Source organism: Arthrobacter sp. AB6 (assembly GCF_031844545.1).
Classification (GTDB): Bacteria; Actinomycetota; Actinomycetes; order Actinomycetales; family Micrococcaceae; genus Arthrobacter.
In genome coordinates, this window is sequence record NZ_JAUZVL010000029.1 from 39,581 (window position 1) to 53,831 (window position 14,251).

Annotated in this window: 13 protein-coding genes and 1 tRNA gene; 4 read left to right on the forward strand and 10 right to left on the reverse strand. The window is 66.9% G+C overall.

Translation table 11 applies throughout. The features are described from left to right. Positions 1 to 98: 98 nt before the first annotated feature. The 3 genes from Q9R30_RS17650 to Q9R30_RS17660 form a co-directional block, all read right to left on the reverse strand. Entirely contained in the window at positions 99 to 284 is a 186-nt protein-coding gene (locus Q9R30_RS17650; protein ID WP_104996811.1) for a hypothetical protein, read from the reverse strand. A gap of 38 nt (positions 285 to 322) precedes the next feature. Further along, the gene (locus tag Q9R30_RS17655; RefSeq protein WP_311218398.1) at positions 323 to 1,291 is read right to left on the reverse strand and encodes a hypothetical protein; all 969 of its coding nucleotides are present in this window, start codon (positions 1,289 to 1,291) and stop codon (positions 323 to 325) included. A gap of 70 nt (positions 1,292 to 1,361) precedes the next feature. Continuing rightward, positions 1,362 to 3,065 (reverse strand): phosphodiester glycosidase family protein, encoded by a 1,704-nt coding sequence (locus Q9R30_RS17660; protein WP_311218399.1) that lies wholly within the window; start codon positions 3,063 to 3,065, stop codon positions 1,362 to 1,364. 191 nt (positions 3,066 to 3,256) lie between these two features. Between Q9R30_RS17660 and Q9R30_RS17665 the strand changes: the two genes are divergently transcribed. Continuing rightward, on the forward strand, positions 3,257 to 4,852 hold the full coding sequence (locus Q9R30_RS17665) for an alkaline phosphatase D family protein (protein ID WP_311218400.1): 1,596 nt from the start codon (positions 3,257 to 3,259) through the stop codon (positions 4,850 to 4,852). A gap of 337 nt (positions 4,853 to 5,189) precedes the next feature. On the opposite strand, the gene Q9R30_RS17670 is transcribed toward Q9R30_RS17665, so the two are convergent. The 6 genes from Q9R30_RS17670 to tmk form a co-directional block, all read right to left on the reverse strand. Further along, positions 5,190 to 6,137, reverse strand: coding sequence for a DUF6454 family protein (locus Q9R30_RS17670; RefSeq protein WP_311218401.1), 948 nt, complete (start codon positions 6,135 to 6,137; stop codon positions 5,190 to 5,192). A 105-nt stretch (positions 6,138 to 6,242) separates the two neighbouring features. Next, positions 6,243 to 6,809, reverse strand: coding sequence for a hypothetical protein (locus Q9R30_RS17675; RefSeq protein ID WP_311218402.1), 567 nt, complete (start codon positions 6,807 to 6,809; stop codon positions 6,243 to 6,245). A gap of 395 nt (positions 6,810 to 7,204) precedes the next feature. Continuing rightward, a tRNA-Thr gene (locus Q9R30_RS17680) sits at positions 7,205 to 7,277 on the reverse strand. A gap of 104 nt (positions 7,278 to 7,381) precedes the next feature. Further along, positions 7,382 to 8,947, reverse strand: a complete 1,566-nt coding sequence (locus tag Q9R30_RS17685; protein WP_311218403.1) for an alpha/beta hydrolase — start codon at positions 8,945 to 8,947, stop codon at positions 7,382 to 7,384. A 16-nt stretch (positions 8,948 to 8,963) separates the two neighbouring features. Then, a complete protein-coding gene (locus Q9R30_RS17690; RefSeq protein WP_104996818.1) occupies positions 8,964 to 10,106 on the reverse strand; it encodes a DNA polymerase III subunit delta' in 1,143 nt (380 codons plus the stop codon). Beyond that, positions 10,103 to 10,801, reverse strand: a complete 699-nt coding sequence (gene tmk / locus Q9R30_RS17695; protein ID WP_311218404.1) for a dTMP kinase — start codon at positions 10,799 to 10,801, stop codon at positions 10,103 to 10,105. Before tmk ends, Q9R30_RS17690 begins: the two co-directional genes overlap by 4 nt. Before the next feature lie 116 nt (positions 10,802 to 10,917). Between tmk and Q9R30_RS17700 the strand changes: the two genes are divergently transcribed. Both Q9R30_RS17700 and Q9R30_RS17705 read left to right on the forward strand, forming a co-directional pair. Then, positions 10,918 to 12,120, forward strand: coding sequence for an aminotransferase class I/II-fold pyridoxal phosphate-dependent enzyme (locus tag Q9R30_RS17700; protein WP_311218405.1), 1,203 nt, complete (start codon positions 10,918 to 10,920; stop codon positions 12,118 to 12,120). Between the two features lie 10 nt (positions 12,121 to 12,130). Continuing rightward, positions 12,131 to 12,490 (forward strand): DUF2516 family protein, encoded by a 360-nt coding sequence (locus Q9R30_RS17705; RefSeq protein ID WP_104996821.1) that lies wholly within the window; start codon positions 12,131 to 12,133, stop codon positions 12,488 to 12,490. A gap of 15 nt (positions 12,491 to 12,505) precedes the next feature. On the opposite strand, the gene Q9R30_RS17710 is transcribed toward Q9R30_RS17705, so the two are convergent. Next, positions 12,506 to 13,363, reverse strand: a complete 858-nt coding sequence (locus Q9R30_RS17710) for a class I SAM-dependent methyltransferase (RefSeq protein ID WP_199775321.1) — start codon at positions 13,361 to 13,363, stop codon at positions 12,506 to 12,508. Between the two features lie 111 nt (positions 13,364 to 13,474). Here Q9R30_RS17710 and Q9R30_RS17715 point away from each other — a divergent pair, with 111 nt between their 5' ends. Beyond that, positions 13,475 to 14,221 carry a phosphoglyceromutase gene (locus Q9R30_RS17715; RefSeq protein ID WP_104996822.1) on the forward strand — a complete coding sequence of 249 codons (747 nt, stop codon included), beginning with the start codon at positions 13,475 to 13,477 and terminating at the stop codon, positions 14,219 to 14,221. Positions 14,222 to 14,251 lie beyond the last annotated feature (30 nt).

The window sequence follows — 14,251 nt, forward strand, 5'->3', positions numbered from 1 at the left end:
GCGCCCGCGCCCGGGTGCCGGCCCCGCAAACCGCCCCGGATTGTCCAACAAGCCGGGGCGGCCCGCGTTAAACGGGTTCGGCAGGGAGCTGGAACATGTCAGGCGGCAGTGCGGACGTGCTCGACTGCCACTGCGTCAACGACGGCCCAGCCGTCCTCTTCGCGGCAGTGCCGGCTGGCGAAACGTTCCGCCTCGGCCAGGGTGTCAAAAACCTCTGCCCGGGCACGGCCGCAGTCGGCGTCGAAGTACGTGACGTGAAATTCCTGTACCAGTTGGTTTTCCATGAATCCAGTCTGCAACCGGGGTCTGACATTCTTTGGAATCAGCCCCGCGTGTTGCCCAGCCGGAGGACCCGCTCCTGCGCGAGCATCGCCGTCCGCTCGGCTTTCTCCGCGGCACGCACCGCCTGCTTGGCCTCCGCAGTGGTGGCCGCCAGCACTTTCCGGGAGCGCTCCAGCCGCTCTTCAACGCCCTTGAGCCGGGCACGGAGCTCAGCTGCCTCCTGAATGAGTTCCGCGATCCCGGTCCGTGCCTGGTCCGCCTGGTCCTGCAGTTCGCGGGCAGCCCGGGCCGCCTCAGCCTCGGCGGCCTGCGCTTCCGCCAGGGCGGCTTTGGCTTTCTCCAATGCAGGCGGTGACGCTGGACGCGGGGCCTGGCGGACTGCCTCTAGCCGCGGCCTGTCCGGCCTGGCACGGGCGGTGCCTGCCGTCGTCGTGCGTGTTTTCCTGCTTACTGTGGCTGCTGGCCCAGGAGGCGGAGCTATCGCAGCCGGCGGCAGCGCGGAGGGAACGGCAACAAGCCCCTCCAGGTCCACGGTGTTCATTCCGTCGGCGGACAACGCCTTCAGGAGGCGCCCGCTCCGCACGGCGGCCGCTGCCCCTTCATCGGCCGTCAGGGCCCGAAGGGTCTCTTCGACGTCGCCCGCCATGGCATCGCTGATGCCCCGGCCCTGCTCCCTGGCAACAGCGCGGGCGGTCTCGACGGCGGCAGCGAGCAGGACGCGGCGCTCACGGCCCAGCTCCCGCAGCGCCCCGGCGTCCAGGGACGACTGTGCCTCGCGCATCCTGCCACCAAGGTCCGCCAGCTCCGCGAGGACACCGGGCTGGTGCAGGGCCAGCATGTTGACGGCCCACGCGGCGGCTGACGGCTTGGGCAGGGTGCGCACTGCTGCTCCAAGGTCCTTGTCCGACCCGGCAGCCTCCTTGGCCGCAGCCGTGCGTGCTGCCACGAAGTCTTCCAGCGGCCTGGCGTAAAGCCCGCTCGCGATCCCAGCCAGGGCCTCGTCTTCCATGCACGCCATCTTAGGTGCCGCGGCTGCCGCGGGTGCACGCCCCGCGGGCTGCCACACCCGCAGCCGGCGTTCAGTCCTTGCGGCGGGGGAGGACGAGGATTGCGTCGCCTACGGGACGTTCGCCCGATGCGTCGGAGGAGCTGTTGACGACCTTCCCTCCCACGGCCATGGTGGTGGATCCGCCGCCGTCGAGGTTGATGGCCTCCACCATGCCCAGTGACGTGGCAACGTCTGCCGCCTCTTTGATGCTCAGCCCAAGGGATGCCGTCTGGCGTCCGTCGGCGGTGACCAGGAGCGTGCGGCCCTGGCCGTCAACGCCGGCGATGGTGCGCGGGTTACGCTTGTGCACCCAGCCGTAGTAGAAGCTGTTATTGTCCCCGGTGCGCACCATTCCGTCCCGCTTCACCGTGACATTTTCGGCGCCGCCGGACACCAGGACCGGGCCGCCGTTGACCACGTCCGTGGACGTATTGGTCTTCAGGGGTTTGCCGTCCTCGCTGATGAGGTCCGCATCGACGTCCAGGCGGGCGCCCACCGTTGCCAAGCTGCCCAGCGTGGCAGCGTCGGCACCCGTGGCCTGCAGCGTTCGTCCCCCGGCCGGCACGGCCGTGCCCCGGGAAGTGTTGACCGAGGTGACTGTGCCCTGGCCGTCCAGCACCACTTCCAGCCCCGGCCCGGACGGTGTGGACGGGCCGAAGTCCGCGGTGAAGGCAATGACCTCGTCAGGGTCCGTGCAGGTGTAGTCGTGCAGCGGGAGGACGGTGGGAGCATCGCCCGTTCCGCCGCAGTTCCGGATGAGCCCCGGGACACGGTTGATGCCGTCCAGGGCCAGCTGTGCATCCTTGGCGGCCTTGCCGCCGTCGTTGTTCTCCGGGCCGCCGCCCACCGCGGCCACGGTGCCCCGCCAGCCCAACCGCTGGATGCTGGACTCGTTCTTCTTGCCGTCGATCACCAGCGAGGGCCGGTCACCGACCGGTTCGCTGAGGACCTCGCCGTTGAACACGGCTGTTCCTGCGGGATCGCCGGGGGCGCCGGCCTTTGGGTCCAGGACGAAGTAGCCCCCGTTGATGCCGGCGAGAGCACCATCGGCAGCCGCCAGTTGGCTGGTGGTTTCCCGGTTGACCAGGTCGGGGCCGTATGTTGAAGCCAGCTCGCCTGTGAACTCCTTCGGGTCAATGGTCAGGACTTCCAGCTTCCACTGGCCCCTTGACTGGTCAATGCTCCCGGCGTCACCGTCCCATCCTGTGTAAAGCACGGACGATGAATAGCCTGCCGCCTTGATCCGCGCAACGGTGGAAGCGCCGTCGTCCTTCGTGGCGAACTGGCCGGCGCGCACCCGGTAACCCAAATCACCGCCGGCACCGGCGAACTGCGGGGACCGCACCTTCTCCACCCTGGCTGCCACGCCGGCTGCGATGAGTGCGTTGGCGACGGACTGGGCTTGTGCCTCACCGGACAGGGCCGACGACGGGGCGTCCGGGTCGGGTGAATTCGCCGGGATGGCCACTTCAGCCGTCCAAAAAAGGGAAGGGTTGGGGGTTCCGCGGCTAATCGACGTGCGGGTCAGGCCGGGCGCCAGTTCCGTCACGTCGCGCGCTTCGGGCAGGTCCTGGGCGCCGAGGTTAAGTTCGACGGCGGGAAGGGCCTGGGCGTCCCCTGACGGGAGGGCCGGGGTAGCTGCGGAAGGGCCGGCGGTGGTGAGGAACGCTGCGGGAAGCCCGAGGACCAGGGCGGTGACGGCAGCCTTGACGGGGAGTTTGTGTGGGGATTGCATGCTGCGACCCTAGCCAGGCGCCTAGCTGGAGGACGAAGCCACACGCCGGAGTTCAGCAGGTTGTGGCGGAGTGTTCACGGCTAGTTTCCGCTGGCAGCTGCCGCACCCCTTCATCGCTTGTTTACCGGCGGGTTCCCTCGGAGTTCCCGGCGGGAGGCGTCCTGTTCAAGGCTCAAGGGGACGCTGGCAGCATGCCCTTGATCCTGCCTGGAAACTCCCGCCTTATAGACCGCCGCCTCTTCCTCTCCGGCGTGGCCGGTGTCTCCGCCGCTGCCGCGCTGGCCGCCGCCCCGGCCACCAAGGCGGACGCTGCCACGACGCCCGCGCGGAGCAAGGATGACCCCTTCACGCTTGGCGTTGCATCCGGCGATCCCACGCCTTCCGGCGTGGTGCTGTGGACCCGCCTTGCCCCGAAACCGTTCGAGCCGAACGGCGGCATGCCCCCCGGCCACCCCGTCGTGGAGTGGCGTGTAGCCACCGACGCCGGGATGCGCAATGTTGTCCAGGGCGGCAGCGCACATGCTCCCGCGCAGTTGGGGCACTCGGTCCACGTGGAAGTGGAGGGCCTGGAACCGGACAGCGAGTACTTCTACGAGTTCAAGTTCCGCAACCACTGGTCCCCGGTAGGCCGGACCAAAACCTTGCCCGCCCCGGGGGCGGATGTCAGGCAGCTGGATTTTGCCTTCGCCTCCTGCCAGAAGTGGGATGACGGCTTCTTCCCCTCCTACCGCCACATGGCGGCAGAGGAACTCGACTTCGTGGTGCACCTGGGTGACTATGTCTACGAGTACGAGATCTCCGCGGACGGCGGCCTGCGCCGCACACCAGTGCCTGCCGCCGCGCAGCCGGCCCCGCAAACGCTTGAGCAGTGGCGGGCCCGCTACGCCCTCTACAAGTCGGATCCCGACCTGCAGGCTGCCCACGCCCGGTTCCCGTTCATCGTGACCTGGGATGACCACGAGGTCCAGAATGACTATGCCGGAGGCTGGGAGGGCCAGACCCAGGCCTTTACCGCAGTGCGGGCCGCGGCCTACATGGCGTACTACGAGCACCAGCCCTTGCGGGCACGGTCGCTGCCCCAGGACACGGGCATGCAGCTTTACCGGCGGTTGCGCTATGGCCGCCTTGCTCAGTTGGACGTCCTGGATGGGCGACAGTACCGTGACGCCCCGCCCTGCGGCTGGGGCGAAGCCCAGGCATGCGAAGCGGCCTACGACCCCTCAATCAGCATGCTCGGCCCGGAACAGGAGCAGTGGCTCTACGCCGGCCTGCGCGACTCGGACGTACGGTGGAACATCCTGGGGAACAACGTCATGGTGTCCCGCCTGGACCACGACGGTGCCGCTGGCGAGCTGCTGTGGCACGACGCCTGGGACGGCTTCCCGGCGGCGCGCCAAAGGCTGCTGGATGTTATCGCGGGGCCTGCGGTGCGCAACGCCGTGTTCGTCACCGGCGACTGGCACTCCACCTTCGTCAACGATGTCCACCTGGACTTCGACCGGCCCGATTCGCCGGTGGTGGCCACCGAGTTCGTCGGGACCTCCATCAGCTCTAACGGTGACGTGCCAGTTTACGGGCCCTACTACGAGCCCATGATCGGGTTCAACCCGCACATTAAATTCTTCGACGGCGACCGGCGCGGCTACGTCCGTTGCCAGGTCACTCCTGAGCGTTGGCGTACGGAGCTTCGGATGGCCACCGCAGTGGGCACACGGAGCGCAGGACAGTACACGCATGCGGTGTTTGAGGTCGAAGACGGCACGCCAGGCGCAGTGCGGGTTTCGTAGCGGCTTGCCAGGTCTGGCTAGTCTTCCGGCCAGAAACACTGGACGCCCGTCGCGGCCTGCCGCAACCGGCAAGGAGGCGGCACAAACCTCGTGGCGGGGCGCCTGGGGCCGGACGCCGGGATGGGAAAGTCCTGGAAGAAGGTCACGGGATTCCTCGCGTTCGCTGGCTCCGACCGACCAGCGGAAAGAACGGCAGCGCCGCCCTGGTTCCCCCACTCCGTCGTTATCCGGCCAGTGTAGCCCTGCCCGGCCACCATCGGCGGGGATTACTGCCCAGGATGTGCCGCGGGAGGGACCGGAATCCCGATCCCTCCCGCGGCCACGGATTAGTGCCGGCTTAGGGGCGGGCTTCGAACACGAACAGCTCTGTACCGGCGATTTCTTCGCCGTCGTCCGGGGCAGCGAACATGCGCAGCACGCCGCCGTCGGACTCGAGGGCCACCGGGTTGCGGGTCATCGAGTGCCCGGCGGTGGAGAACAGCTGGGAGGGCACCTCGTGGACGACTTCACCCGTTGCGAGGTCGGTCAGGGCGAGGCCGCCCAACTGGAACGGCTTCCCGTCGGCGGTCTTGAGGTTGGTGACACCCGAGCAGAGCTGGTGCCCGGCTCCTGCGTATTCGCAGTCCTGGTAGTCGATGAAGTGGCTGGGGTTGGCCTGCGTCCCCAGGAGCGCGCCCTGGCCGTTCCAGGTGAACAGCTTGCGGGAACCCCAGCTGACGCCGCTGATCCGCTTGGTCTTGCGGTCGGCGACGACGCCGCCCACGTGGTCCGCCTGGCGGAACTGCTCCGTGACCTCGTAGGTGTCGGGGTTGATGGTGTAGACGATGGAGCTGCTGTTGGGCCGGTACTCGGCCACCGGCACCCAGACGTTTTCGCCGTCGAAATCCGTGCCGCCCGGATGGTAGATGTCGCCTTCGCCCAGGACGATGTCCTTCAGCAGCTTGCCCTGCCGGTCGATGACGAAGACGTGGCCGCGGCCCTCGCCGGCGCTGCGGTCGTAGCCGTCCACGGGTGACGGGTAGCGCACGCTCGGTTCGATGATCTCGACGCTGCTGAGGAAGATCTTGTCTCCCACCAGCGACATGCCCTGCGTGTGGAAGGTCGGGAAGTCCAGTTTGAGCTTCTGGACCTGGTTCCACTGGGTGTTGCGGTCAACCTTGGTGAAGGCTTCCGCTTCTGCCGTGAGGCCATTCGGTGTTTGGCCGTTGGTGGCAACAGCGGAGGTTCCGGCTGTCAGGGCGGCGGCGGCGACGGCTGCGATGGCCAGGACGCGCTTCATCTTCATGTCTGCTCCAGGTGCGTGATGGGGATGCCCGGTGGCCGGGCGCGTTCAAACGTAGGCGCCCGGGATGGCAGGACAGACAACGGCAGGTGTCAAGAGGATTAAGAGTTAGAGAGCTACAGCGCGCCCGACAGCCGAACGGCAGAGGTCGTTCAGGTAATCGGACAATGTTATAGGCGCCTGCCCGGGGCCGACAATCAGCAGGTCCCCGTGCCGTGTCAGAACCATTGCGTCGCCACGGGGTTCTTCTCCCATTTTGACGGCGAGGATGAGCTCTTCGTAGCGGTCGGCCAGGCTCGGGCAGCTAATGGGCGTCAGTCGGTGTGCGCCGCGGATGACCTGCACCGTGTGGTTGCGGACCATGCGGCCGGAGCCGTCCACCACCACCTCAGCCACCGCCGTGTCGGAAGCGGCACCGGTTGAGGCGTGATCTTGCTCCAGCCTGCCCAGAATGTAGGCGGGAGCCCACTGCCGTCCATTCGAATCGTGGACCGGTACGGGCGTCCTTCCGGCGACGCGGAGTGTGGCCACGACAGTACCCACGAGCTCGGCCAAACGGGGTTCGAACCGCATTCGCAACTCCGGGCCGGATGCTGGCAGTAAGTCGGCCAGGGACGGGGCTGCGGCGGTGTTTCGATGGAATGCGCGGCCGAGGAAGCCTGTGGAATCAGCCATGCCGGTCTCCTGTCCGAGGCCCCGCTACTTGAGCCTTCACAACAGGATGAGGCGTAGGCCTGCCAGCTGTAAAGCCTCAGCGGCCACGAATATAGGAGGGCGGCAGCCATAGACCCATGGAGGTTAGATGCCTGCTGCCAGGGACGGTCGCCTTCATTTCGAATCCAACTCCGAATGGATGGCCTCGACATCGTCCCAGGTAAGCTCTTTCCCTGCCTCCCAGCGCCGATAGAGACTGGGGCACGGGTTCGTGCCGATGCAGGTCCTGTAATGTCCGAAGCTCAATGACGACGACCGGAGACAAAGTGTGGCCCGGCCCTATGCGGTGGACGGGCGTTAACCAGCGAAAAACCCCGGAAACCCCTAGATTTAGGGGCTGTCCGGGGTTTATCCCGAGCTTCCTATCAGAATCGAACTGATGACCTTTTCATTACGAGTGAAACGCTCTACCGACTGAGCTAAGGAAGCACCGCATGAACCTCCGGCGGAACCGGGCGCCTCATGCAAGAGTCAACTGTAATAGAGTCCCCGCGCCCGGGTCAAAATGGGCGCCCGGGTACAGTCGGAGGCCTTCAGCACACCGTGTTGTCCGTGGGAATCTTTCCGCTGACAAGGTAGGCGTCAACCGCATCCTCGATGCAGCCGTTGGACCGGCCGTAGGCGGTGTGACCTTCGCCTTTCCAGGTCATAAGTGCCGCATTGCCCAACTGCTTGCGCAGCGATGACGCCCATTCCACCGGCGTGGCAGGGTCACCGGTGGTGCCGATCACCACGATGGTGGACCCGCCGTCGTATTCCACCGGGGCGGGGGTGCGCACGTTCGGGTACGGCCAGTCGACGCAGTTGGTGCCGCCATAGGCAAAGAAATACCCGAAGGTGGGGGAGTCCTGCATCAGGCGCTGCTGTTCGGCGCGCATCCCGGCAGTGTCGGACACCATGGGGTAATCAAGGCAGTTGATGGCGTTGAACGCAAAGGTCGAATTGGATGTGTACGTTCCGTCGGATGAGCGGTCTGCGCCGAGGTCCGCGAGCCGCAGCATAAGGCTTACGTCCCCGGTCATTGCCGCTTCCAACGCCTGCGTCAGGGCGGGCCAGCTCTGGTCGTTGTACAGCGGCGTGATGAGGCCGCTGACGAACGTGGTGGCATTGACTACACGGCCGTCCTTTGCCGTGCGCGGAGTCTGCTGGACGGCGGCAATCAGGTCGCGGATCTGCTGGACGCCCGCCTCCACATCCCCGCTCAGCGGGCATCCGTCCTGGCCTTGGCAGCTGGCTACATATGCCCGAATGGCCCTTTCGAAGGCGCGGGCCTGGCCGCTGGTCAGTTCCTCATTGCTGATGGACGGATCCAGGGCACCGTCGAGGACCATCCGGCCAACATTGTCAGGGAAGAGCGAAGCGTACGTGGACCCCAGGAAGGTGCCGTAGGAGTAGCCGAGGTAGTTGAGCTTCGCATCATTGACCACGGCCCGGAGGACGTCCAGGTCCTTCGCGGAGCTGATGGTGTCGATGTGACCCAGCACCGGGCCGGTTTGCTCCCCGCACTGGGTGGCGATCGCTTTGTTGTCCGCCAGGGCGGCAGCCAGGCCGGCATCCGTTTCGAGGTCGTAGATCTTCGCCCTGGCTGCGTCCCGTTCCGCGTCCGTCATGCAGCTCACGGGGGCGGACCGCTTCACGCCCCGCGGGTCGAAGCCCACGACGTCGAACGAATCGCGAACAGCCTGGGAGAAATGGGTTCCAGCGGCATCCTTGACGAAGTCGTAGCCGGAGGCGCCGGGACCGCCCGGATTGACCAGCAGGCTGCCCGTCTTTTTCCCCGTGCTCGAAGCCCTCAGCGCTGCGAGCTGGATTGTACCGCCGTCGGGATTGCCGTAGTCCATGGGCACAGTCACCTTGGCGCACTGGAACTCGCCCTCGCACGGTTCCCAAACGACCTCCTGGGAATAGAACTTCTCCAGCCCGGCGGGAGCAGAAGCAACGATCGACGGGTCGGCCTTGGCGGTGGCAGCCTCCTCGCTGCGGCCGCCGCCGGTGAGGAGGCTGCAGGACGCCAGAACCATGGCAAGGACCATGGCCCCAAGGGCGCGGACGCCAAGCGCCACGGATCGCGGCCGTGCGGGCAGGGGGCGGGCAGTCATCGGTCTCCTTGAAGGACTAGATCAGGCTGGCTGCCATGGACTCAATGGTCAACAGCGGTGCAACGTTGGTGGTGGTGATGCGTTCGCGGGCTTTGTTGATGGCATCCATCCGGGCAAGAGTGGATTCCGGCGTGGAGCGGGTGGCGAAATCCTCCAATTCGCTCCTCAGCTCAACGTTCACCAGCTCCACGGCATTCCCGAGCTGGATAATCAGCACATCCCGGTAAAAGGAGAGGAGATCCGTCAGCGTCCGGTCAAGGGAATCCGTGATGGACCGCTTGGCCCGGCGCTTCTGGTCTTCCTCCAGCTGCTTGACCTGGCTGCGCATGGCAGGCGGGAGCGTCCCCGACTCGGGTGCGCCCAGTGTTGCCAGCAAGGCGGCCTTCTCGGCAGCATCCCGTTCTTCGTTGGAGCTGGTGGCCTCCGCGGTGGCGATCTTGACTAGTTTGTCCGCCATCATCACGGCAGCCGTAACGCCCCGCAAGCCAAGCGGAAACCGCACGGTTTCCAGCCGGCGTTCCCTGGCCGCAGGATCGCGGGCAAGGCGGCGGGCGATGCCCACGTGGCTTTGAGCTGCCCGCGCGGCGCGCTCCGCGAGGGCCGGATCCACGCCGTCGCGCTTGACCAGCAGGGCGGCGACGTCCGCAGCCGGCGGCAACCGCAACGCCACGCTGCGGCAGCGCGACCGGATAGTCACCAGGACGTCGGCCGGGGACGGTGCGCACAGCATCCACACAGTCCGGGGAGTTGGCTCCTCGATGGCCTTGAGCAGGACGTTCGTGGTGCGCTCGGCCATGCGGTCGGCGTCCTCCACCACGATGATCCGCCAGCGGCCCGCGGAGGGCCGGTTCCCGGCAGTGGCTACCAGTTCACGGGCTTCGTCAATGGTGATGGTGACCTTCTCGGTGCGGACGAAAGTGACGTCCGAATGGGTCTCGCCCAGGATGGTCAGGCACGCGGGGCAGCGCCCGCATCCGCGCAGGCTGACGTCCTCCTGGTCGCAGTTCAGTGCTGCGGCAAAGGCCTTGGCCGCATTGGAACGCCCGGAACCCGGCGGGCCGGTGAAAAGCCAGGCATGCGTCAGTCCCTCGCCGCTGGAGGCCTGCCGCAGCTGTTCGACGACGGCGGGCTGGCCCTGAAGGTCGTCCCATACCGTCACGGGGCGCCCCCGGCCGCCGTGGCCCGGGCCTGCGATGCGCCCGCCGGTGTTTCGTCCTGTTCGGCCAGGAGGGTATTCACCCGCTCCAGGATCCGGGCGGACAGCCCGCTGACGGATTCGTGGGCAGGCAGCACGAGGTAGGACTCCGGACGCCGGTGCGCCAGTTCCAGGAAGGCCTCCCGGATCCGGAGGTGGAACTCGTCAGTTTCGGACTCCAGGCGGTCCTCCGCCGTCTCGCCGGCCGTGCGGCGGCGGCGGCCTATCGCTGGATCAACGTCCAGCAGGACAGTGAGGTGGGGCTGCAGGCCGGAAGTGGCCCACTCGTTGAGGGACCGCACCGCGTCCTCGCCCAAGGCGCGTCCTGCACCCTGGTATGCCACCGACGAGTCGATGTACCGATCCGTCAGGACTATTTCGCCGCGTTCAAGCGCAGGCCGGATCACCTGGCTGGCGTGCGCTGCCCGGGAGGCGGCAAAAATCAGGGCCTCCGTGTGCGCATCAATTTCCCCGTGACCGTGGTCCAGCACAAGGGAGCGCAGTTTCTCGCCGATGGGGGTCCCGCCCGGCTCGCGGGTCAGCAGGACAGTCAGGCCACGGGATTCGAGGACTTCTGCAAGGCGTGCAGCCTGCGTGGACTTGCCCGCGCCGTCGCCGCCCTCAAACGCGATGAAAAGACCGGCACTCTGTTTGCTCACCACCCAAGCCTACCGACCCCCGCCGGCAATTCCCGATTCAGCTGTGGATTCCCGCGGGCGCCATCGGGCGGGTAACGGCTTTCCGGGCCGTCCCCGGCGGACAGTACGCTGTCACCATGAGTCTTTCTGAACAGCAGGCGGCGGCCCTGTCAGCCGAGACGGTTGTGGTTGCGGCGGGGCGTCCCCCGCGGGAACGCGACCAGCCGGTGAATCACCCTGTGGTCCTTTCCTCCACATACTTCGGTACCGGGGCACTCGGCGACGGCGACCGCGGCTACGGCCGGTATTCCAATCCCACCTGGGACCCCTTCGAAGAGGCGCTCGGCCAGCTGGAGGGCTCAGAACTGCCGGGCCTCCTCTACGCGTCAGGACTCGCGGCGGTCAGTTCGGCACTGTCCCTGATCCCTGCCGGGGGAGTGCTGGTCATGCCCACGCACAGCTACTCCGGGTCGCTGGTCATGGCCGCTGAGCTCGCCCAGAAGGGCTTCATCGAGCTCCGGACCGTAGACATTGCGGACACCGGCGCGGTCCGGGAGGCCCTCGCACCCCGCAGCCCCGCTGCGGGGCCGCAGGCCCGGCCGGCGGCGATGCTGTGGCTCGAAAGCCCTACCAACCCCATGCTCGGCATCGCGGATGTCTCCGCCCTCACCGACGCCGCCCACGCCGTCGGGGCCATCGTCGTCACGGACAATACTTTCTCTACACCCCTGGTGCAGCAGCCCCTGCTGCTCGGATCCGACGTCGTCCTGCACTCGGTGACCAAGTACCTTGCGGGCCATTCCGACGTCGTCCTTGGCGCCCTGGCCACCTCCAACCCGGACATCCGGTCCGCGCTGCTCCATCACCGGACTATCCACGGTGCGATTGCGGGGCCCTTCGAAGCATGGCTGGCGCTGCGCGGCCTGAGGACGCTGGCGCTGCGGATCGAACGGTCCCAGGCTTCTGCAATGGTCCTGGCCGAGCGGCTTGGCGACCACCCTGCGGTGGAATCCGTCCGGTTCCCGGGCCTGTCCGCGGATCCCGGCCATGAACGCGCCAAGGCGCAGATGAAGGGCTTCGGATCCATCATCTGTATCCAGGTACGTCCGGCGGCGGGCATGAGCGGCGCTGACGCAGCCGACAAACTGGTTGCCGCAGTCCAGCTGTGGCTGCCCGCCACATCGCTGGGCGGTGTGGAGTCACTCATTGAACGGCGACGGCGGCACACCGCTGAGCCGGCCAGCGTCCCGGAGAACCTGGTGCGGCTCAGTGTGGGAATTGAGAACGTGGAGGATCTCTGGGCTGATGTGAAGCAGGCGCTGGACTCGCTGGACGGCTAGGCTTGGGCTTGTGGACGTTGAACTCGTTATCATCCAGCCTGTTGAGAAGGCCCTGTTCTTTATCCTTGCCCTGGTTGCGCTGGGGCTGGAGCTCTGGGCGGTGGCGGACTGTGCCCGGCACCGTGCAAACGCGTTCGAGGCCACGGGCAAGCGGACCAAGGCTTTCTGGCTGGCACTGACCGGCGGCGCGGCCCTGATCGGCGCCCTCTCGTTGTATAGCGGTGGTGGCGGTGCATTCTTCGGAACCTTTGGGCTGTTCGGGCTCGCCGCCGTCGTTGCTGCCTCGGTTTACCTGGCGGACGTACGGCCGGCCGTTAAGGACGCGGGCAGGGGCGGCAGCCGCAACACGGGGCCCTACGGCCCCTGGTGAATTAGCCGGGGTGAATTAGCCGGCGCCTCCGCCGGCCAGGGGTGCCACGGCATCCCAGTCCACGGTGAGCTCCCCGAGCCGCCACCGCGAAGGCCCGTCCTGGACTGGCCAGCCCGTGTCCCGCAGGCTCCTGCACATGCCTTGCCAGCGCTGCCTGTTCCCGAAGGACGCCAGCGGCGCGCACTCAAGCCAGGCCCGGTCCATGGCCTGCAAGAGCGCGTGCACCGGTTCGCCCGGGACATTGCGGTGAATCAGTGCCTTGGGCAGCCTTTCGGCAACGTCCGAGGGAAGGACGAAGCTGCCGAACCTGACGGAGATGCTCAGGAACAGCGGCCGCTCCGCATCCAGTGCCACCCACGTCACCCGCCGCCCGATCTCGTCGCAGGTGCCATCGATGAAAAGGCCGCCGGGGGCCAGCCGGTCCTGCACCAGTCGCCAGATTCCGGCCACGTCCGCTTCCTCGTACTGCCGCAGGACGTTGAACGCGCGCACCAGGACCGGCTGGCCAGGCACGGGCAGTTCGAAGCCGCCCACACGGAAGCTGAGCCCGGGCCGCTCCAGGGGAATAGCCGCGCGGACGCGCTCCGGTTCGATTTCGATTCCAAAGACCCGGACATCCCGGCGGACGGCAGAAAGCCGTTCATAAAGCTCGACGGCGGTGGCCGGCGCAGCGCCGTAGCCCAGGTCCACCACCAGCGGATCCGCGGCGTTCCGGAGCCGCCAGGCCTGCGGTCCCGTCAGCCAACGGTCCACCCGGCGCATCCGGTTGGGGTTGGTGGTGCCGCGGGTGACGTTGCCAACCGGCCTGCCCGGCCTGCCGGTATTCCTGCCCAAAATTTGCGGGGCGGTTACCCGTTCAGCCTTTTGCACCACCGCCCAACCTTATCCCTGCAGCACTAGGTCCTGCACCAATAGGTGACGCCTAACCGGGCATCGCTTGTAACGCTGGGCGGGCGGCAACACTGCTCGGCTAGGATGAAAATCATGACTTACAAGCTGATTCTGCTGCGCCACGGCCACAGCGAATGGAACGCAAAGAACCTGTTCACCGGCTGGGTGGACGTTGACCTGAACGATCAGGGCCGCGAGGAGGCAGCACGAGGAGGGGAGTTGCTGGTTGAGAATAATGTTCTCCCGGACATCCTCTACACCTCGCTGTTGAAGCGTGCCATCAACACCGCGAACATCGCCCTGGACAAGGCCGACCGCGGCTGGATCCCGGTGAAGCGCGACTGGCGGCTGAACGAACGCCACTACGGTGCGCTGCAGGGCAAGGACAAGGCGCAGACCCTTGCCGAGTACGGCGAGGAACAGTTCATGGAGTGGCGCCGCTCCTACGACACCCCGCCGCCGCCCCTGGACGACAACTCCGAGTTCTCCCAGGCGCACGATCCCCGCTATGCAGACCTCGGAGACGCCCTTCCCCGCACCGAGTGCCTGAAGGATGTCCTGGTCCGCCTCCTGCCGTACTGGGAATCGGACATCAAGGAGGACCTCAAAGCCGGCAAGACCGTCCTGGTCACGGCCCACGGAAACTCGCTGCGCGCACTGGTCAAGCACCTGGACGGCATCAGCGACGAAGCCATCGCCGGCCTGAACATTCCCACCGGCATCCCGTTGGTGTACGACCTCGACGAAAACTTCCAGCCGATCAAGCCCGGCGGAACCTACCTTGACCCGGAAGCCGCGGAACAGGCCATCCTGGCAGTCGCCAACCAGGGCAAGAAGTAAGCAGTACATACGACGGCGGGCCGGTCACTT